We start from the raw sequence: 21,071 nt of genomic DNA, 5'->3' as shown, positions 1-21,071 counted from the left end.
ACTTATGTAAGAGTATTACAGTTTCTCTTTGCAACTTCGTTGATTCACATCAGGATCACGATTCTTAATAAGTAGTGATGGAAAGATAGCCAATAAGCGCCTGTTTGTCGTCAGACACCGTCTGATTTTTCGACCGCTACCAATCTTGCGCCTTCTGCTCTTTCTCTGGCCCAAACACAACCGATAATGGATCTTGGTGGATCAATACGTCCGCCTCAGGGAAAAGAGCCAGCAAATTGTCTTCTACTTTATCGGCAATATGATGTGCTTCGATCAAACGTAAATTGTCATCTAATTCTAGGTGTAACTGGATAAAACGCGTTGGACCAGACATACGCGTACGCAACTGATGCACACCTAATACCCCATTCACTTTCAAGCACTCTGAGCGGATTTGTTCTAGTTCTTCATCAGGCAATTTTCTGTCTAACAAGGTCTGAATCGCTTCGCTGACCATCTTGAAAGCGCTGTACAAAATAAAGATACCAATACCAATCGCGAAAACAGCATCGGCTTGAGTGGCACCAAAGTAGCTTAGACCCAATGCCACCATAATGGCGCCATTCATATACAAGTCAGTTTGGTAATGCAGCGAGTCGGCGGCGATCGCCTGACTGCCCGTGACGCGCACGACATGCTTTTGGAACATCACAAGTCCAAAGGTCACCACCATAGCGAATAGAGAGACGTAAACACCGAGCTCTGGAGCGTTGAGTTCATGTGGACGGAAGAAGCGTTCGATACCATTAAGAATCAAGAACACGGCAGAACCCGAGATAAACATGGCTTGCGCCAAGGCCGCTAAAGACTCTGCTTTACCGTGACCAAATGTATGCTCTCTGTCGGCAGGTTGTAAGGAATAGCGCACCACAATAAGGTTTACTACCGAAGCCGCGATATCCAGCATCGAGTCGATTAAGGATGCAAGTAGACTGACCGAGCCAGTGACCCACCAAGTGATGACTTTAACAATCAAAAGAAGTGTCGCGACAATAGTAGCCGTCCAAGCAGCCGTCGTGACTAAACGTGCGTATTGCTGTTTCATAATCAAATAGTTAACTCAAACCTTGTTTTGAGTATACCTTGAGAATCATGTAATGAGTATGAAATCGCCAAGATCAAAAAGAGGCAGCACTCTGGCTACCTCTTTCATTTGATTTATTAGCAATTAGCTTTCATGGTGCTTCTTAGTAAGCTTTTTGAACTTCTCACCACACTCTTGATGACGTTCTTTCTGTAGCTCAACGTATTTTGTTTTTTGCTCAGGAGTCAGAACACTCAGCATTTGGTGCTTCTTCTCTAGCATCGCAACGCGGCGTTCTGTCTGTTTCTCAACCATCTCTTTTGCTAGGTCATTCGCTGCGGCTTCATCAAAGTTATCAGCCAATAATAGCGCTTGAACCTTTTCGTGGTGCGCTTGACGCTCAGCCATACGTGCTTCTTTACCATCCGCGAATTTCGCTTTCATTTCTGCTTTGTTTGCTTCACGCATTTCTTTTAGTTGGTCTTTTTGTGCATCCGTTAGGTCTAGTTGACGCATAATGCCACGATCCATACCTTTACCGCAGTCTCCATGGCCACCTTTGTGGTCTTTACCGCCGAATGCGAATGCACTCGCTGTACCTAAAGTTAGAGGTAGAACAACAGCCGCTAGTACTAATTTCTTTGCAGTTTTCATAATGAGATTCCTTACACAGGTTAGTGATTCTTCTGAGCTGTTCTCACAGCGCTTGAGTGTAGAATACGACCTGCTAGGTAAAGCGACGTATAGAGAGCGTAAAGAATCGTAAAGAGTGATTTTCACACTCATCGTTGCTCATCATTAGCATGTAATATTAAAGCGACCAGATTGATAAACAGGAACTGAAATGGCGAAGATTCTTTTGATTGATGACGACACCGAACTAACCAGCTTACTGAAAGAAGTGCTGAGCTTTGAAGGTTTTGACGTCACGGAAGCAAATGATGGCGAAGCTGGCCTAGCAGCTATAAATAGCGAGATCGATCTTATCTTGCTCGACGTCATGATGCCGAAACTCAATGGAATGGAAACCCTAAAGCGCCTGCGAGAAAACTGGGAAACGCCAGTCCTTATGCTAACGGCGAAAGGCGAAGAGATAGACCGCGTTATCGGCCTAGAGCTTGGCGCCGATGATTATCTACCTAAACCATTTAGTGACCGCGAATTACTGGCGCGCATCCGTGCGATTTTGCGTCGTACCAGCAGCACTCAAAAGAGCAGCAAAAACAGTGACTGCATTGAGTACCAAGAAATCAAACTCTACCCAGGTAAGCAAGAAGCCTATTGCGACAATGCTTTAATGGACTTAACCACCACAGAGTTCGCCCTTCTAACCCACTTTGTGCAAAACCCAGGGCAAGTGTTGACCAAAGAAGCACTGAGTCTTGATGTACTTGGCAAGCGCTTGGCCGCTTTTGACCGTGCGATCGATATGCATGTGTCTAACCTACGTAAGAAACTGCCAGATCAAAGCAACGGTAAACCGCGCATTAAAACCTTACGTGGGCGTGGCTACATGTTGATTGAGGAGGATTAATGCGCCCGTCACGCTTCAAACTGCCGAAGATTAATAGCCTGTATGGACGCATCTTTGCCATCTTTTGGTTCACCATGTTTTTGGTTCTGATGGCGGTGCTGTCATTACCGCACTTGGATCCACGTAAAGCTCGCGACATTCCGAAAGAACATTATCAGCGCATGCTTGAAATACGTGACGGTATTGAGAAGAAATACCGCAAGCAAGATAACCTGGGTAAGATCTTGTTCAGCCTCGAAGGGCAACGACGCAGTAAACATGATCCGCGTCCACGCATCTTCTTTTCCGATCACGAAGGGAATGTACTGAGCACCTCGAGCCACAAAGACTTTAAGCTTCGTGCACTGCAAAACTTTGTCACCAGCATTGAAGATCAATCACAGCCGAAACAAAAACTCTACGGTCGCTACATGATTGCAGGCCCTGTGCCGATCAACATCGCCAATTCTGACCTGTTGATGTACGTCGGCTTTAAATGGAATGAACCGCCACCGATCATGCTGCGTCTGTTCGACCACCCATTGCAATTGCTCCTCGCCGTCATGTTGGTAAGTACACCACTATTGTTATGGTTAGCATGGGCATTGAGCCAACCAGCCCGACGATTGGAAACCGCGGCACAGCGTGTGGCCAAAGGTGAGTTTGTTATCGACCCGAACCTAGAAAAAGGCACAACGGAGTTTCGCCAAGCGGGTACCAGCTTTAACCAAATGGTTGAAGCGGTAAATCAGATGATTTCTGGTCAGCAACGTTTGCTTTCAGACATCTCACACGAGCTACGATCACCTCTGACTCGTCTGCGCATGGCAAGTGCTTTAGCAACTCGTAAGCAAGGTGAAAGCCCAGAGCTAACTCGCATTGATACCGAAGCTCAGCGTTTAGAACAGATGATTGCTGAACTGCTTGAACTATCACGTATGCAAGTAAACAGTCATATGACGCGTGAGACTCAGCCCATTGCCAGTCTGTGGGAAGAGATCATCAAAGACGCGCAGTTTGAAGCCGAACAAATGGGTAAAACGCTTAGCTACTCAGCTTTACCTGATCGCAGTATCTCGGGGAACCCTAAACTGTTGATGAGCGCGGTAGAGAACATCATCCGCAACGCGATTTACTATGGTAAAGACGAAGTGAAGATCGACATTCAGGATTCATTTGACACTCTCAGCATTGTGGTCGATGACAATGGTGAAGGCGTTCCTGAAGAAGAGCTCGAAGCGATTTTCCGTCCTTTCTATCGGGTATCGACCGCGCGCGATCGTCACTCAGGAGGCACAGGCTTAGGTTTAACCATTACCGAAAGTGCTATCCGCCAGCACAGTGGCGTGATCATCGCAAGTCGCAGTCCATTGGGTGGTTTACGCGTCACCATTACCCTGCCGTTGATCAGTGAGGCGAAATAACCCTACAAAGATCAAAGTTGATAATGATTTTCATTAACATTAAAGTAAATCCTCCATTTAGGAGGATTTACAATGGCGCATATTTTCCCAGAGCTTCCATACCGCTACGACGCGTTAGAGCCGTACATCGATGCGAAAACCATGGAAGTTCACTACAGCAAACATCATAAGACTTATTACGATAAATTTATGGCTGCCATTCAAGGCAGTGATCTCGAGACTCAGCCCCTCGATGACATCTTCGCTTGCATTTCTCGACACAGCCCAGCAATTCGCAACAACGGTGGCGGCTATTACAACCACATCATTTACTGGAACTGCATGTCACCCAATGGTGGCGGTGAACCTCAAGGCTCTCTAGCACAAGCCATCAACGACAAGTTTGGCAACTTCCAAACATTCAAAGATGAATTCGCACAAGCAGCTATCAATACTTTTGGCTCAGGCTTCGCTTGGTTAATCGTAAAGGATGGCGAGATTCACATTACCTCCACCAGCAACCAAGATAACCCATTAATGGATGTGGCCGCGGTACAAGGCGAACCAGTTCTAGCATTGGATGTTTGGGAGCACGCTTACTACATCAGCTACCAAAACCGTCGCCCTGAGTACATCGACGCATGGTGGAATGTCGTCAACTGGCGCGCAGTGGAAGAGAACTATGCTCGCGCTCTGAGTTAATTTATCGAAATAAGGACAACACACTGGAGTGGTTGTCCTCTTCTATAACCCGTCATTGTGTTGAATCTCGCTTATCATGGTGACTTGGGTATATACTGCTCGCCTGTTTTGACCAATCTAATTCAATACCATGTTTGATATCGCTCTATACGAACCAGAAATCGCGCCGAACACCGGCAACATCATTCGCCTGTGTGCTAACTGTGGTGCGAATCTCCACCTGATTGAGCCACTGGGTTTCGATCTAGAAGAGAAGAAAGTCCGCCGCGCAGGTTTGGATTACCACGACTTGGCTCGCGTGACGCGTCATAAAGATTATCAAGCATTCTTGGAATACTTAGAGAAAGAGAAACAAGGCAACTACCGCCTGTTTGCATGCACGACCAAAACAACAGGTCATCATGTAGATGCGAAGTACCAAGAAGGTGACGTGCTAATGTTTGGTCCAGAAACGCGTGGCTTACCAGCAGAAGTGATTGAAAGTTTGCCAATGGAGCAACGTATCCGCATTCCAATGATGCCAGATGCTCGCAGCCTAAACCTATCTAACGCTGTTGCTATCATTGCGTTTGAAGCGTGGCGTCAAATGGGTTTTGAAGGCGCAATGTAAGCGCTGCAAACTACAGAGATCAAAAAGGGCGCTATATGCGCCCTTTTGTTTTTCTTACTGAATGAATCAGTTGAGCTTGTTACGATCATCGTCGTCTTTGCGCTCGTACTCACCTTCAAAGGTATTACCGTTATCCGATTGAGAATCAAATGGGTCACGACGGAACGGGTCCTGCTCAAATGGACCTTGATTTGAGTAATTAGCGTGGAAGCCGCCACCGTTCATGGTCTTCACTACCATCTTACTCATTAAGTATTTCGCAATCGCTGCTCGTGGTGCAGGCAGCAGCACTAACATTCCTAATGCATCGGTCATGAAGCCTGGCGTTAATAGCAACACACCAGCAACTGCCAGCATTACGCCTTCAAAAATTTGCTGAGCCGGAATTTCACCTTGCTCTAAACGACCTTGCACTGACATCAAGGTCTGGATGCCTTGGCTGCGTACCAAAGACGCACCGACAAATGCCGTGATCAATACCAAAGCAATCGTAGGCCAGAGACCTAAAAAGCCCCCCACCTGAATAAATAGGCCGATTTCGATGATCGGGACGAAAATAAACGCCAATAATAAGATAGGAAACACATGCCCTCCTTTGTTCAATTCAGTGTAATGGCAAAAGCCTACTAAGCTCAAACGAATCGTTGTAAAAAAGCGTGTTCACACTTAGGAGAATCCATTGATGCAAAATTGCCCTTTGAACAAAGGTGCATATATAAAAATGGGTCGTTGAAAAGTGCTAATTTCGCACTCTTAAAATCCATGTTTGTCGAGGAAAAACACCTACCACCAAAGGGTTATTAATATCCCATTCATACTTTGCAAATTATTGACGCATTAAAAGCGAAAAAGGTGATCAAGTTACTATTTTTATGCGCTAGGTGCAGTATGATGTGCCACATAAGTCAGGACGGTTTTCCCAGCCAAAAACTCTGATGAACGGATTCTAGATTGCAGAAATGGCTAATAAATAACTTAAATATCAGAATTATTATCTAAGGATCCTGTTATGGCTACACTATCTGATGCTCCAAAGACAGCAAACCAAGCCACTCGTATTGAAGAAGATCTATTAGGCCAACGTCATGTCCCTGCCGATGCTTACTACGGCATCCACACACTTCGCGCTATCGAAAACTTCAACATTTCAAGCACTACCATCTCTGACGTACCTGAATTTGTACGCGGCATGGTAATGACTAAGAAAGCCGCAGCACTAGCAAACAAAGAGCTAGGCGCAATTCCAAAAGACGTTGCTAACTACATCCTAGAAGCGTGTGATTTGATCCTTGAAACAGGTAAGTGCATGGATCAGTTCCCTTCGGACGTATTCCAAGGCGGTGCAGGCACGTCAGTGAACATGAACACTAACGAAGTTATCGCGAACGTTGCACTTGAACTGATGGGCAAAGAAAAAGGCCAATATGAGTTCATCAACCCGAACGATCACGTTAACAAGAGCCAATCAACAAACTGTGCGTACCCAACGGGCTTCCGTATCGCGGTTTACAACAGTGTTCATCAGTTGATGGAAGCGATCGAATACCTAAAAGGCGCATTCGAGCTTAAAGCACAAGAATTCAAAGACGTGTTGAAGATGGGTCGTACTCAGCTGCAAGACGCGGTTCCTATGACGGTAGGTCAAGAGTTCCACGCATGGGCAGTAACGCTAAACGAAGAAATTCGTGCCCTAGACTACACGTCTAAGCTACTACTAGAAATCAACCTAGGTGCAACCGCAATCGGTACTGGTCTAAACGCACCAACAGGTTACCAAGCGCTAGCAGTGAAACACCTAGCAGAAGTAACTGGCGTTGAAGTGGTTGCAGCAGAAGACCTAATCGAAGCAACGTCTGACTGTGGCGCTTACGTAATGACGCACGGCGCGTTGAAACGTCTAGCGGTGAAACTATCGAAGATCTGTAACGACCTTCGTCTACTTTCTTCTGGTCCACGTGCAGGCCTTAACGAACTGAACCTACCAGAAATGCAAGCAGGCTCTTCAATCATGCCAGCTAAAGTAAACCCAGTTATCCCAGAAGTAGTAAACCAAGTTTGCTTCAAAGTTCTAGGTAACGACAACACGGTTTCTTTTGCAGCAGAAGGCGGTCAGCTACAACTTAACGTAATGGAACCAGTTATCGCACAAAGCGTGTTTGAGTCTATCTCTCTGCTACACAACGCGTGTGTGAACCTGCGTGACAAATGTATCGATGGCATCACTGTGAACAAAGAAGTTTGCGAAAACTACGTTTACAACTCTATCGGTATCGTGACTTACCTAAACCCATACATCGGTCACCACGAAGGCGATATCGTTGGTAAGATCTGTGCTGAAACAGGTAAGAGCGTACGTGATGTGGTTCTAGAACGCGGTTTATTAACTGCTGAAGAGCTAGATGACATCTTATCGGTTGAAAACTTCATGCATCCGACTTATAAAGCGAAACGCTACGAGTAATCGCTGGTGAAAGGGGTCCCAAACGGGGCCCTTTTTTAGGCTCTGATACGGTTAACCACAATTTTTATGTGCTTTTTATTGCCGTAAGCCGATCGGGTTCTGATTTTCTGAACATTTACACCTGTTCCTGAGTGTTCAAAAAATCAGAATCATTAAAAACTAAAAGAGGTATCAATATGGTAATGGTCGAACTCTTCGTGGTTCTGCTCTTCATTTATTTGGGAGCAAGAATCGGTGGTATCGGCATTGGTTTTGCCGGTGGTGCTGGGGTAATTGCATTGTCTTTAATCCTAGGCGTACCGACAAGCCAGTCTTTCATCCCTGTCGATGTAATACTGATCATCATGTCTGTAATTACTGCTATCGCTGCAATGCAGGTAGCGGGTGGTTTGGACTGGATGGTTCAGGTTGCGGAAGACTTTTTGCGTAAACATCCCGAACGCATCACCTTTTACGCACCTATCGTGACATTCCTAATGACACTACTTGCGGGTACAGGTCACACAGCATTCTCTACTTTGCCAGTTATTGCAGAAGTAGCGAAAGGCCAAGGTGTTCGTCCTTCTCGTCCACTGTCTATCGCGGTAGTTGCCTCGCAAATCGCTATCACAGCGTCGCCTATCTCAGCGGCTGTTGTGGCGTTTGCAGCAATGTTGCACCCATTTGGCGTTGATTACCTAACGCTACTAGCGGTATGTATCCCAACTACATTTATCGCTTGTATGATCGGTGCATTTGTTGCGAACTTCATGGGTAGCGAGCTGAAAGACGATCCTGAATACCAAGACCGTCTAGCAAAAGGCCTTATTAAGCTAAACACAGAATCGAAACGCGAAATCCTGCCAACAGCAAAGAAAGCAACTTTCATCTTCCTAGGCGCAATCGCATTCGTAGTGTGTTACGCAGCAGCAATCTCTGGCTCTGTTGGTCTTATCGAAAACCCAGCGCTTGGTCGTAACGAAGCGATCATGACGGTAATGCTAGCAGCAGCGGCAGCTATCGTAATGAGCTGTAAAATCGATGCAGGTAAAATCCCAGCAGCAGCAACATTCCGCTCTGGTATGACAGCGTGTGTGTGTGTTCTTGGTGTGGCATGGCTAGGCTCTACGTTCGTTAACGCACACGTTGACGGCATCAAAGAAGTGGCTGGCGCTCTACTAGCAGATTACCCATGGATGCTAGCACTTGTTCTATTCTTCGCTTCAATGCTGCTTTACTCGCAAGGTGCAACCACTGTTGCGCTTATGCCAGCAGCACTAGCAATCGGCGTGGCGCCACTTACCGCAGTTGCGTCTTTCGCAGCAGTAAGTGCGCTATTCGTACTGCCAACTTACCCAACGCTTCTAGCAGCGGTTGAGATGGACGACACGGGTTCAACTCGTATTGGTAAGTACGTATTCAACCACCCATTCTTTGTACCAGGTGTAGCAACCATCGCTTCAGCGGTTGCACTTGGCTTTGCATTCGGTGGTCTACTGATCTAGTAGAAACAGAGTCTTACTCGGGGAGCTTCGGCTCCCTTTTTTATTGCCTGAGGCTCACGTTTTTGCTTAACAAATCTTCACTTCCATGAAACTTATTGGCTAGCCAGCGGGTCTGATTGAGTTACACTAACGGCAATTATCTAAGATGAATTGAACCTTTTATGCGTGCATTACTCTCCGTCTTACTCTTAGGGCTTATTACTTTTTCTGCGCCGTCCATGGCCTTGTTTGGTAACGACCAGTTTGGTAATAACCAAAACAACGCTTTTGGCAGCAGCAACGATTCTTTTGTGCCTGTCGATCAGGCTTTCCCGTTCAACTACTACCAGCAAGACGGCAAACTGATGCTCGATTGGCAGGTACGTGATGGTTACTACCTGTATCAAGAACGTTTGTCAGTCGCGGGCGAGAAGGTGTCGCTAGGCGAACTGCAAATGGAAGAAGGCACGCCGCATAAAGATGAATTCTTTGGTGATGTGCATATCTACACCCAGCCACTGTTTGTTAACGTGCCAATGCATGACTGGCAAGACGGTGCACGCGTGGTGGTGCAATACCAAGGCTGTGCCAAAGCAGGCTTCTGTTACCCACCAGAAACTCGCGTGATACCTATCAGTGCGTTTACTTCATCGAACTCAGATTCAACAGCGGCGACAACTGCACCAAAAGCAGAGCAAGCACCAACAGTAACGCCACCAGCGGCGCAATCATCTACGTCTAGCAATACATTATCGGCGCCAGTAACACAGCAAGATAGCCTTGCCGCCAACTTAGCAGATAACTGGTGGACGCCATTATTGTTCCTAGCACTTGGTGTGGGCTTGGCGTTTACGCCATGTGTCCTGCCTATGTACCCGATCCTGACTAGCATCGTGCTTGGCAGTGGCAAACTGAGCCAACGCCGTGCGCTAGGCTTGTCGTTTGTTTATGTGCAAGGCATGGCGCTGACTTACACCCTACTCGGTCTTGTCGTCGCCTCTGCGGGCATGCAGTTCCAAGCAGCGATGCAGCACCCTTATGTACTGATTGGTTTGAGTGTGCTGTTCGTGGCACTCGCACTGTCTATGTTTGGCGTTTATAACCTGCAATTACCAAGTGGCGTCCAAACGTGGTTAAACAACCTCAGCAACAAACAACAAGGCGGAAGCAGCGCAGGCGTATTCGCCATGGGTGCGATTTCAGGTCTGGTGTGCTCACCATGTACCACTGCACCTCTGTCTGGTGCGCTACTTTACGTTGCACAAAGTGGTGACTTGCTGACGGGTGGTATCGCGCTTTACGCACTGGCAATGGGTATGGGTATTCCACTGATTCTTGTTGCTGTATTCGGCAACAAACTTCTGCCAAAAGCAGGCGGTTGGATGGATCGCGTTAAGACCCTATTCGGCTTCATTCTTTTGGCTGCGCCTATCTTCTTACTTGAGCGCATCATGCCAGAAATGTGGGCAACGGCATTGTGGTCTGCACTGGGCATCGCGGCTTTTGGTTGGCTATACCACATCAAAAACAGTCTAGAGTTTGGTGGCTGGAAACAAAGCGCTGTGGGTATCATCGCAGTACTAGGTCTGTTTGCTTCTGCTCAACCAGCGTTGAATTACTGGTTTGGTGGCAACACCACTACACAAACTCAGCAAGCAACAGTGAGCTTTACTCGCATTGCTAACGTGGCAGAACTTGAGACTGCACTTGCTCAAGCGAAGCAAGCTGGCAAACCAGTAATGCTGGATTTCTACGCCGACTGGTGTGTGGCATGTAAAGAGTTTGAGAAGTACACCTTCCATGACCCAAGTGTCGAAGCCAAGCTGCAAGACTTTGTTCTTCTACAAGCGGACGTGACCAAGAACCAAGTGCAAGACATCGAGCTGCTTAAGCATATGAATGTACTTGGTTTACCAACGATTGAGTTCTGGGATGCCAATGGCGAACACGTTTCAAACGCTCGTTTGACGGGCTTTATGCAAGCAGAGCCTTTCTTAGAGCACATTAATCGATTCTGATTATGAATCATTCAAACGCCAGTGATTGTTCACTGGCGTTTTTTGTTGTTCCAATAAAACCGCGAAAGTTGCGTTTATATGCAATTTTTCTAATAAAAGTCGATTTAGTTCAGACTTTTAGCGGATAAATATTGTCCACCTTCTTAAAGGTGGACAATAATTCCATTAACTAAATAGTCAAAAGTGTTTAACGTCATGGATTCGACCTACACCATTATCATCGCTGATGATCACCCCCTGTTCCGCAATGCCTTGTTCCAATCAGTACACATGGCAGTGAGTGGTGCCAACCTACTCGAAGCGGATACGCTGGATGCTCTACTCGCGTTGCTGGAAAAAGAAGAAGAGCCAGATTTGGTGTTATTGGATCTCAAAATGCCCGGCGCAAATGGCATGTCGGGGTTGATTCACCTTCGCGCTGAATACCCAGATATTCCGGTGGTGGTGGTATCTGCCAGCGAAGAGTCAAGCGTGGTCACGCAAGTGAAAAGCCACGGTGCATTTGGCTTTATTCCAAAATCGAGTGACATGCGTGAGCTGGTCAATGCCCTCAACCAAGTTCTTAATGGCGATCCATACTTCCCAGAAGGCTTGATCACCAATAACGCGGCGTGTAATGACTTGGCAGAGAAAATTGCCGCACTTACCCCTCAGCAATACAAAGTGCTAGGCATGCTTTCCGATGGCTTACTCAACAAGCAAATCGCATACGAGCTCAATGTCTCTGAAGCAACTATCAAAGCGCACATGACCGCAATTTTCCGCAAACTGGGCGTGAAGAATCGAACTCAAGCCGTCATCCTACTGCAGCAAATGGAACCCGAGCAGTAATGTGTTAGTAAATATATCTAATTCACATTTATATGACGCAAAAAGAACAACAAACGTTAAAATAATAATGCTGCACCACGCAGCCTTTTTCATCCCTCTGTTAAACCGCTAACTCTGGGAGGTCATACTTTGCTAAGTATTCTCGTCACTCAATTCGTCGTTCTCTGGGCTGTCATTGACCCGATTGGTTCAGTACCCGTTTACCTATCACAAACTCAACACCTCACGGCAAAACAGCGTCGTCTCGTCGCGTTAAAAGCCATTGCCATTTCGATGGGTGTATTGCTGTTCTTTCTTATTGCCGGTCAGTTGTTACTGGAAGCAATGCAAATCCCATTACCTGCTTTTCAAGCCGCTGGTGGTTTAGTGTTATTGCTGTTTGCACTGTCGATGATCTTTGGTGAGAGCAAACCAGAACAAGAACAAAAGCTGGGTGAAGAAATCAGCCACTCTGATCTTGCTGACTTAGCCGTTTACCCTCTTGCTATCCCTTCGATTGCGTCACCGGGAGCAATGATGGCCATCGTGATGCTCACCGATAACAACCGCTACTCTTTTGTCGACCAGGCGATGACCGCAGGCGTCATGATGGCAGTCCTTCTGGTTACCCTCTTCTTGTTACTGGGTGCAAACACAATTCAAAAAGTGATTGGTAACGTTGGCGCAGCCATCATCAGCCGCGTGATGGGGCTTATCCTTGCTGCCGTTGCACTGAATAATTTGCTGCTTGGTATAAAAGATTTCTATGTTAATTGATAAAACTCTTAGACCTTTGGCTAATTTAACATCAAATTAACATCACACTTTTATCTCCACCTCCTCTCAAACGCCCTAAAAATGGGCGTTTTTGCTTTTTAGCGTCCCGACTAAAGTTGAAAAGAGTTCTTGCCACCACCTTGCTAATGTTCATGTTGAAACATTTTTTTAACAACAATACCAATCGTAAGGAGACGGCAATGGCATTTGAAAGCGAAGAAAGAGCCAAAGCCTACTGGGACAAAAACGTGAAGCTCATGATTACCCTGATGGTCATCTGGTTCGTGGTGTCTTTCGGCTGCGGCATTTTATTTGTCGACGAACTCAATCAATTTCAATTAGGTGGATACAAACTCGGATTCTGGTTTGCTCAGCAAGGCTCCATCTATGCCTTCCTAGGTATTATTTTCTACTACGCGTGGAAGATGCGCCAAATCGACCGTGAATTCGGCGTAGATGAGTAAGGAGTAACTCAGATGGATTTGAAAACTATTACCTATCTAGTGGTTGGCGCGACATTCGTCCTCTACATCGGTATTGCAATTTGGGCTCGTGCGGGCTCAACCAAAGAATTCTATGTAGCAGGTGGCGGTGTCAACCCGATCGCTAACGGCATGGCGACCGCAGCAGACTGGATGTCAGCAGCATCGTTCATCTCTATGGCGGGCTTGATTGCCTTCATGGGTTACGGCGGTTCGGTATTCCTAATGGGCTGGACAGGCGGTTACGTACTGCTTGCACTCCTGCTTGCCCCATACCTACGTAAGTTCGGTAAGTTTACCGTGCCAGAGTTCGTAGGTGAGCGTTTCTACTCTAACGCAGCGCGTATCGTAGCGGTTGTGTGTCTTATCATCGCATCGGTGACTTACGTTATCGGTCAGATGAAAGGCGTAGGCGTGGCGTTTGGTCGTTTCCTAGAAGTGGATTACTCAACAGGTCTACTGATCGGTATGTGTATCGTATTCATGTACGCGGTTATGGGCGGCATGAAAGGCATTACCTACACGCAGATTGCTCAATATTGCGTACTCATTTTGGCTTACACTATTCCTGCAATATTTATCTCTCTGCAACTCACAGGTCACCCACTACCACAGATCGGTCTGGGTAGTACCATCCAAGGCACCGATGTCTATCTGCTCGATAGGCTCGACCAAGTGGTCACCGAGCTCGGCTTTAGTGAATACACCACCCAAGTTCGTGGCGACACACTAAACATGTTTGTGTACACCATGTCACTGATGATCGGTACTGCGGGTCTACCACACGTAATCATCCGTTTCTTTACTGTACCTAAGGTTCGTGATGCTCGTACATCAGCAGGTTGGGCACTTGTGTTCATCGCTATCCTTTACACTACAGCACCTGCAGTATCTGCAATGGCGCGTCTAAACCTAATGGATACCGTTAACCCAGCTCCTGGTCAGCACCTTGCTTACGATGAGCGTCCTGACTGGTTCAAGAACTGGGAGAAAACAGGTCTACTAGGCTTTGATGACAAGAACGGCGACGGTCTGATTGAGTACACGTCAAACCCAGCAACCAACGAGCTGAAAGTTGACCGTGACATCATGGTATTGGCAAACCCAGAGATTGCTAAGCTACCTAACTGGGTAATCGCACTTGTCGCAGCAGGTGGTCTAGCGGCAGCGCTATCGACGGCGGCAGGCCTACTACTAGCCATCTCGTCCGCAATATCCCATGACTTAATCAAAGGTGTGATAAATCCGAATATATCCGAGAAGAAAGAGCTACTCGCGAGTCGAATCTCCATGGCAGTCGCCATCGCAGTCGCCGGTTACTTAGGCTTGAATCCGCCAGGGTTTGCCGCCGGTACGGTAGCCCTCGCCTTCGGTCTGGCAGCATCTTCCATCTTCCCTGCGTTGATGATGGGTATCTTCAGTAAGAGCATCAACAAAGAAGGCGCAATCGCAGGTATGATTGCTGGTATCAGTATCACGCTATTCTACGTGTTCCAGCACAAAGGCATCTTGTTTGTATCTGACTGGACTTACCTACAAAGCTGGGGTCAGAACTGGTTCCTAGGCATCGAGCCAAACGCATTTGGTGCAATTGGTGCGGTATTTAACTTTGTTGTGGCGTTCGCTGTATCAAGAGTAACAGCAGAAACACCACAAGAAGTAAAAGACCTTGTCGAGCACGTACGTGTACCAGCAGGCGCTGGCGGTGCAGTAGACCACTAAAATATAACCCAAACCACAAAAGCCCCGCTTGGGGCTTTTTTATTCGCTAGATTAGGTTAATTTAACCTTATGACGTTGTAGCAAGGAAGCCAACATGTTCAAAAACAAGCACTTTATTATCGCTCTGTTGATCGCCCCAATTTTGTCTTTGATAGCTTATTTCGGTACTGACATGGCTCTGAGTGAAAAGCCTCATGCCGCTAAAGAAGGGGAAAGCTACAAGCTGATCAGCAAATCGAATTGCCGTTATACCAGTGGCTTGTGTGATATGGAGAACGGCGACTTTAAAGTGAAGTTTCGCTCAGAAAAGCTGACGCAAGATAGCTTAGAGTTGTCTTTGCATGCGGCTTATCCACTGGAAGGGGTGAAGCTATCAGTGGTGGATAGCCAAGAGCAAAACGCACAGCCCATCGATATGACGCCAGCGGGCCAAGACGGGCAAAACTGGATCATCACTTTACCTAAGCCAGCATCAGCAGACAGTTGGCTACGTGTTGCGATTCAATCGGAAGGCACACTTTACTACGGTGAAACGCAAACCGCGTTTGTGAAATACGAGACCTTGTTTACAGAGCAGTAAGTTTATCGGCCTCTGAACAAGCACTGCTGTTTGAGGTCGGCCCTATCTCGCGAAAACTACCGAGCTCAGTTGTAGGGATTGAGCTCATTTACTTCAGCCGATACTGAGTCCGAGTATCGGCTTTTTTTGTTGTGTTATTTCCTTAAAAAAGCTGTGGTTGCTAATCGACAATTTATTGATAATAATTATCATTATCTAAAGTATCGAGGTAACTATGGACAGCAGCCAAGCCATCTACAATGCATTTTTTAAAGCGCAAGACCGATTCCTACACGTGTATGCGCCAAGTGGTTTCGAACCCGATGTGATTCATGATTACGTCCATTGGGGAATGGTGCTGTCATCCATCTACGATCACGATGCAGAGCACCAGAACCTGTTGCTGTGTGAACTGTATTTGCGCCGAGTCTACTTCCATCTACTGGATGCCATTCAAGACCCAGCCCGTAGCCGCATCTTCCGCCGAGTCTGCCTCGACTCTGTTCACACACCATTACTTTGCCTCAAACGTTACTACTACCAATTTGAGGATGGCGACGTGAAATTTCTCTCATTACAACAACAATTACGTCTGATACAGACGCCTCTCGATTAAACAAAAGGAACCTACCATGACCACGGAATTCCGTATCGAAGCGGACAGCATGGGCGAAGTCAAAGTCCCAGCCAACGCTTTGTATCAAGCCCAAACTCAACGCGCTGTCGATAACTTTGCTTTTAGCAAACACACCATGCCGACCGGCTTTATCCAAGCACTCGCCCACATCAAACAAACCGCTGCGCTCACCAATGCCCAACTTGGCTTGCTAGAAGGTGATATTGCCAATGCCATCGCCGATGCTGCGCAAGCCATCATTGATGGTAAACACCTCGACCAATTCCCTATCGATGTATTCCAAACTGGCTCGGGCACCAGCTCAAACATGAATGCTAACGAAGTGATTGCAACACTGGCGTCTGAGCATCTAGGCGGAACGGTCAATCCAAATGATCACGTCAACATGGGTCAAAGCAGTAACGACGTAGTGCCTACTGCGATTCAAGTCAGCTCTGCAATTGCGATTGAAAAACAGCTACTGCCTGCATTGTCTCACTTAAGTGAAACACTAGAGACTAAGCAGCAAGCACTGAAAGATGTGGTGAAAACAGGTCGCACGCACCTCATGGATGCGATGCCAATTACCTTCGCCCAAGAGCTTGGCGGCTGGCAGTTCCAAATTGAGCATGCTAAGCAAGCCATTGAGCAAACACTGCCAGCAGTGAAAGCGTTAGCCCAAGGTGGAACAGCTGTGGGCACAGGGATCAACGCCGATCCGCGCTTTGCTGATCTCTTTGCGGATAACCTAGCGCAATCAACGCGCATCGAGTTTTCTTCCAGCAAAAACTTCTTCTTCAATCTCAGTAGTCAGGATGCGATCGTTGCCCTATCGGGACAGCTCAAAACAGCAGCAGTTGCGATCATGAAGATCGCAAACGATCTTCGCTGGATGAACTCAGGTCCACTCGCAGGCTTGGGTGAAATCGAACTGCAAGGTTTGCAACCGGGCTCTTCTATCATGCCAGGCAAAGTGAACCCAGTGATTCCAGAAGCAGCTGCTATGGCGTCTGCACAAGTGATTGGTAACGACGCGACCATTACCGTTGCCGGTCAATCGGGTAACTTCCAGCTAAACGTGATGCTGCCAGTGATTGCGCACAATGTACTAGAAAGCATTGAACTGTTGTCGAACAGCGCCGTAGCTTTAGCAGATAAAGCCATCGCGACGTTTGAAGTGCGCCAAGACAACCTTGATGTTGCACTGGCGAAGAACCCGATTCTGGTCACCGCACTTAACCCCGTGATTGGCTACCTAAAAGCAGCCGAAGTAGCGAAGAAAGCCTACAAACAAGGTCGCGCTATCATTGATGTCGCAGAAGAAGAAACGGACTTGGATCGTGCAACATTAGAAAGACTGCTCGATCCAGCCAAACTGACTCAAGGCGGGGTGGCAGAATAAGTCACTGGCCGATTACCCCTTTAAAGCAAAAGACCTCCAATCGGAGGTCTTTTTTTCTAGGCGACTCGATTGAGTACCGAACGCAGTTTCAAAGGTTTCACCGGTTTGGCGATAAAACTGAACCCATTGGCTTTAATGCCTTCCATCATGTCATCGGTTCGATCGGCACTGATGATCACCCCTTCAAAGCGGTCCCCAAGACGCAAACGACATTGCTGCAACACTTCCAATCCCGTTCGACCATTATCTAAACGGTAATCGGAGAAGATCACATCCGGCAGCCAGTCGTCTTCCAATGCTTTAAGACTCTCGACAATATCAGTCGCAATGCGAATGTCGCAGCCCCAGCGCGAGAGTAAGTTTTCCATCCCAACAAGAATATCCGGCTCGTTATCAACACATAGGACACGAATATGGCTTAAATCGGATTGTGCACTCTTCACCGCTTTGACCGCCGGAATGTGCACCTTCTCTGCCTTATCTAAGGTAATCGAGAACACACTGCCTTTACCGAACCAAGAACGCATGGATATTTCATGCCCCAGCACTTGAGCAATACCTTTCGAAATAGCCAAACCTAACCCCAAACCTTGGTCTGAACGGACTTGAGTACCGCGATTAAATTCTTCGAAGATCTCTTGTTGCTTCTCTTCTTCGATGCCCATGCCGTTATCCCACACATCGATACGCACTCGGCCTTGTACGCGACGCACACCAAGCGCCACTTTACCACTCGGGCTATAACGGAATGCATTGGTAAGGAAGTTCTGTACCACACGGCGTAGCAATTTCGGATCGGATTTCACCATCAAAGACGATGGGATCATGGTGAACTCAATGCCTTGTTGTTTCGCTAGTGCGCTGAATTCAGCATTCAAGTTTGCCAACACATCATTAACCGCAAAACCATGCACATTGACGTCCAACTTGCCCGATTCCAAACGTGAAATATCCAGCAAGTCACCAATCAAATCTTCCGCCGCCCCCAACGCACTCTCAATGTGGGTCGATAGCTTTTGGGTTTCACTGTCTTTGGCCACTTCCGACAACGAAGAAGCAAACAGTCGTGCGGCATTCAGCGGCTGCATCAAGTCATGACTCACCGCGGCTAAGAAGCGCGACTTAGACTGCGACTCATGTTCAGAACGTTGCGTCGCTGCCACTAGTTGTTTGTTCAGTTGTTCCAACTCACGAGTACGAGCACGAACGCGTTCCTCTAGTGTCTCATTAGCGTCTTTCAGAGCTTGCTCCGCATCGCGGAACACGGTGATATCGGTAAAGCTCATCACGAAACCGCCACCGGGCATTGGGTTACCTTGCACTTCAATCACGCGACCATCTGGACGCACACGAGAAGAAGTATGTCGCGTGCCTTGCTCAAGGTGATAAACACGGCGACGAACGTGGTCTTCAGGGTCACCCGGACCACATAAACCTTGCTCAGCATTATGGCGAATCACATCCGCAATCGGACGCCCGACCTGAATCAACCCCGGAGGGAAGACAAACAACTCCAGATAACGTTGGTTCCACGCCACCAGCCTTAATTGCTTGTCGACCACTGCGATGCCTTGTCCAATGTGTTCAATCGCCCCTTGCAGTAAGCCACGACTGAAATCGTACAGTTCTGAGGCTTCATCAACGATGGTCGCCACTTCCTCAAGCTGCATGTTTCTGCCTTGCAAAGCAGAAGTAAGTACTAACTTAGCTGAAGAAGCACCAAACACACCGGCAAGTACACGTTCGGTGTGTCGAATTAAGGTAGAGGGGGCTTGTTGATTGGGAAGCAGCTCTTCGCGTTGCTGACTCCAATAGGTTTGGAAGGCGGATTTCACTCGCGTGCGCCCCACAAATCGTGACGCTAACATCTCCAGCTCACTGACCGTCACACGGCTCTGATACAAACTGATGTTTTCACTTTCAGGCAACGGCGTACCAACGAATGAAGCCGATTGTAAGCGTTCACTTATGCTTGGGCGCGTAGCTAGCGATACCGCAAAAAAACAGGCAGCATTCGCCACCACGCTGAGGATCATACCCCAGTCAGAAACGGCAATATCAAAGCCTGCCAATAAATCTGGTGGCGTGATCAGCCAAATCAGCAAGTTGTTGGTTGCATCGCCCGCCAGCATGTCGGTTTGGCTCATCAAAGTAATCAACCAAATGGTGAAACCCACCAGCAAACCGACATACACGCCTTTCTTGTTGCCCTGACGCCAATACATACCACCAAGCAGAGACGGAGCGAACTGGGTAATCGCAGCAAACGAGAGAAAACCTATCGCAGAGAGTGAGTGGATACTATCTAAAGCCTGATAAAAGCCCCATGCACCAATCAAAAGAAGTAGAATAAGTCCACGACGTATACGTAATAACAGCGTAGAAAAATGGTGATGATTACGCTTTGATAACTTCATCCGACGCAGAATCAGCGGCATCACCAAATCGTTCGAGACCATGATCGCTAAGGCAATGGTCGAGACGATGACCATGCCACTTGCCGCGGAAGTACCGCCCAAAAATGCCAGCAACGCAATGTCATTCGCACCCACCGCCATCGGCACACTGATCACGTACGTATCGGCAGGGCTACCACTCAATAGGCTTTGCCCTACCCACGCGATTGGCAGAACGAAAATGCCCATCAGAATCAGATACAGTGGAAACAACCAACGCGCGACGTGCAAGTCTTGCGCACGTTCATTCTCAACCACCATGGTATGGAACTGACGTGGCAAACAGACAATCGCCAACATGGTCAGAATAGTATGAATCAGCAAGGTTGGAATGTTGGGTGACTCATAGGTTTCAGCGGCGATATCAGCGAGATGGAAGCTCTCGGTATCCATCGCGAGCCAAACAATAAACACACCCACCACTAAAAACGCCACCAACTTGAGCACTGATTCAAACGCAATCGCCATCATCATGCCGCGGTGATGTTCGGTGTTATCGATATGACGCGTACCGAACAACATGGTGAAGATCGCCATCGCCCCCACCACAAACCAAGACACGCTGTAGTTTTGATAACTGAGATCAGATGCTAAATCTGGCGCGATGATCTCCAACCCCATAGTGATGCCACGCAATTGCAAAGCGATATATGGAAGAATGCCTGCCACGGCGATTAAAGTGACAACCACCGCCAAGCCTTGTGATTTGCCATAGCGGGCGGCAATGAAGTCGGCAATGGAGGTGATGTGCTCGCGCTTGGCAATCAAGATCAGCCGAGCGAGGACGCGCCAGCCGATAGTAAACACGATGATCGGCGCGATATAGATGGGTAGGAAGGACCAAGGGTTGTTGCTCGCCTGTCCGACCGTGCCATAGAAGGTCCACGACGTACAGTACACCGCAATCGACAAACTGTAGATCCATGGTCGCCAACGCGCTAACCATCTCTTTTGTTTGTCACCGTACCAAGCGATTAAAAACAGGATTCCCAAATACGCCAAAGAAACGGGAATCACCAGCCATCCTTGCATCCGATATCCTTTCTTACTTTT

At 47.6% G+C, this 21,071-nt stretch carries 18 protein-coding genes; 14 read left to right on the top strand and 4 right to left on the bottom strand.

Annotated elements, in window-relative coordinates; genetic code table 11:
* Window positions 1-136: 136 nt before the first annotated feature.
* Both fieF and KIO97_RS05725 read right to left on the bottom strand, forming a co-directional pair.
* Window positions 137-1,045, bottom strand: coding sequence for a CDF family cation-efflux transporter FieF (fieF, locus tag KIO97_RS05730; RefSeq protein WP_285381443.1), 909 nt, complete (start codon window positions 1,043-1,045; stop codon window positions 137-139).
* 123 nt (window positions 1,046-1,168) lie between these two features.
* A complete protein-coding gene (locus KIO97_RS05725) occupies window positions 1,169-1,678 on the bottom strand; it encodes a CpxP family protein (protein WP_285381441.1) in 510 nt (169 codons plus the stop codon).
* A gap of 190 nt (window positions 1,679-1,868) precedes the next feature.
* Between KIO97_RS05725 and KIO97_RS05720 the strand changes: the two genes are divergently transcribed.
* From KIO97_RS05720 to trmL, 4 genes are all read left to right on the top strand, one after another.
* Entirely contained in the window at window positions 1,869-2,558 is a 690-nt protein-coding gene (locus KIO97_RS05720; RefSeq protein ID WP_012126504.1) for a response regulator, read from the top strand.
* The gene (cpxA, locus tag KIO97_RS05715; protein ID WP_285381440.1) at window positions 2,558-3,961 is read left to right on the top strand and encodes an envelope stress sensor histidine kinase CpxA; all 1,404 of its coding nucleotides are present in this window, start codon (window positions 2,558-2,560) and stop codon (window positions 3,959-3,961) included. The genes KIO97_RS05720 and cpxA overlap by 1 nt, the downstream gene beginning before the upstream one ends.
* A gap of 72 nt (window positions 3,962-4,033) precedes the next feature.
* The gene (locus KIO97_RS05710) at window positions 4,034-4,642 is read left to right on the top strand and encodes a superoxide dismutase (RefSeq protein WP_285381439.1); all 609 of its coding nucleotides are present in this window, start codon (window positions 4,034-4,036) and stop codon (window positions 4,640-4,642) included.
* 130 nt (window positions 4,643-4,772) lie between these two features.
* Window positions 4,773-5,252 carry a tRNA (uridine(34)/cytosine(34)/5-carboxymethylaminomethyluridine(34)-2'-O)-methyltransferase TrmL gene (gene trmL, locus KIO97_RS05705; RefSeq protein ID WP_005428753.1) on the top strand — a complete coding sequence of 160 codons (480 nt, stop codon included), beginning with the start codon at window positions 4,773-4,775 and terminating at the stop codon, window positions 5,250-5,252.
* 66 nt (window positions 5,253-5,318) lie between these two features.
* On the opposite strand, the gene KIO97_RS05700 is transcribed toward trmL, so the two are convergent.
* On the bottom strand, window positions 5,319-5,837 hold the full coding sequence (locus tag KIO97_RS05700) for an FxsA family protein (protein WP_005428762.1): 519 nt from the start codon (window positions 5,835-5,837) through the stop codon (window positions 5,319-5,321).
* A gap of 424 nt (window positions 5,838-6,261) precedes the next feature.
* On the opposite strand from KIO97_RS05700, the gene aspA reads away from it, so the two are divergent.
* The 10 genes from aspA to KIO97_RS05650 all read left to right on the top strand — a co-directional run bounded on the left by aspA (window position 6,262) and on the right by KIO97_RS05650 (window position 17,562).
* The gene (gene aspA, locus KIO97_RS05695) at window positions 6,262-7,713 is read left to right on the top strand and encodes an aspartate ammonia-lyase (protein ID WP_005428778.1); all 1,452 of its coding nucleotides are present in this window, start codon (window positions 6,262-6,264) and stop codon (window positions 7,711-7,713) included.
* Window positions 7,714-7,889: 176 nt separating this feature from the next.
* The gene (locus tag KIO97_RS05690; protein ID WP_005428800.1) at window positions 7,890-9,197 is read left to right on the top strand and encodes an anaerobic C4-dicarboxylate transporter; all 1,308 of its coding nucleotides are present in this window, start codon (window positions 7,890-7,892) and stop codon (window positions 9,195-9,197) included.
* A gap of 161 nt (window positions 9,198-9,358) precedes the next feature.
* Window positions 9,359-11,194 (top strand): protein-disulfide reductase DsbD, encoded by a 1,836-nt coding sequence (locus KIO97_RS05685; RefSeq protein WP_285381438.1) that lies wholly within the window; start codon window positions 9,359-9,361, stop codon window positions 11,192-11,194.
* 195 nt (window positions 11,195-11,389) lie between these two features.
* Complete coding sequence (locus KIO97_RS05680; protein ID WP_005428786.1) at window positions 11,390-12,025, top strand: response regulator transcription factor; 636 nt, start codon at window positions 11,390-11,392, stop codon at window positions 12,023-12,025.
* 129 nt (window positions 12,026-12,154) lie between these two features.
* Window positions 12,155-12,781: a MarC family protein gene (locus KIO97_RS05675; RefSeq protein ID WP_285381437.1), complete on the top strand. Its 627-nt coding sequence runs from the start codon at window positions 12,155-12,157 to the stop codon at window positions 12,779-12,781.
* A gap of 200 nt (window positions 12,782-12,981) precedes the next feature.
* On the top strand, window positions 12,982-13,245 hold the full coding sequence (locus tag KIO97_RS05670; RefSeq protein WP_005530890.1) for a DUF4212 domain-containing protein: 264 nt from the start codon (window positions 12,982-12,984) through the stop codon (window positions 13,243-13,245).
* 12 nt (window positions 13,246-13,257) lie between these two features.
* Window positions 13,258-14,985 carry a sodium:solute symporter family protein gene (locus KIO97_RS05665; protein WP_045370314.1) on the top strand — a complete coding sequence of 576 codons (1,728 nt, stop codon included), beginning with the start codon at window positions 13,258-13,260 and terminating at the stop codon, window positions 14,983-14,985.
* 94 nt (window positions 14,986-15,079) lie between these two features.
* The gene (locus KIO97_RS05660) at window positions 15,080-15,565 is read left to right on the top strand and encodes a hypothetical protein (RefSeq protein ID WP_005428765.1); all 486 of its coding nucleotides are present in this window, start codon (window positions 15,080-15,082) and stop codon (window positions 15,563-15,565) included.
* Window positions 15,566-15,779: 214 nt separating this feature from the next.
* Window positions 15,780-16,160, top strand: coding sequence for a hypothetical protein (locus tag KIO97_RS05655; protein WP_050905321.1), 381 nt, complete (start codon window positions 15,780-15,782; stop codon window positions 16,158-16,160).
* Window positions 16,161-16,176: 16 nt separating this feature from the next.
* On the top strand, window positions 16,177-17,562 hold the full coding sequence (locus KIO97_RS05650) for a lyase family protein (RefSeq protein WP_077262103.1): 1,386 nt from the start codon (window positions 16,177-16,179) through the stop codon (window positions 17,560-17,562).
* A 56-nt stretch (window positions 17,563-17,618) separates the two neighbouring features.
* Here KIO97_RS05650 and KIO97_RS05645 read toward each other — a convergent pair whose 3' ends face one another.
* Window positions 17,619-21,050: a hybrid sensor histidine kinase/response regulator gene (locus KIO97_RS05645; RefSeq protein ID WP_285381435.1), complete on the bottom strand. Its 3,432-nt coding sequence runs from the start codon at window positions 21,048-21,050 to the stop codon at window positions 17,619-17,621.
* Window positions 21,051-21,071 lie beyond the last annotated feature (21 nt).

It is taken from the genome of Vibrio sp. B181a, assembly GCF_030248375.1.
GTDB lineage: Bacteria > Pseudomonadota > Gammaproteobacteria > Enterobacterales > Vibrionaceae > Vibrio > Vibrio campbellii.
This window is presented reverse-complemented; position numbering and strand designations above follow the sequence as displayed.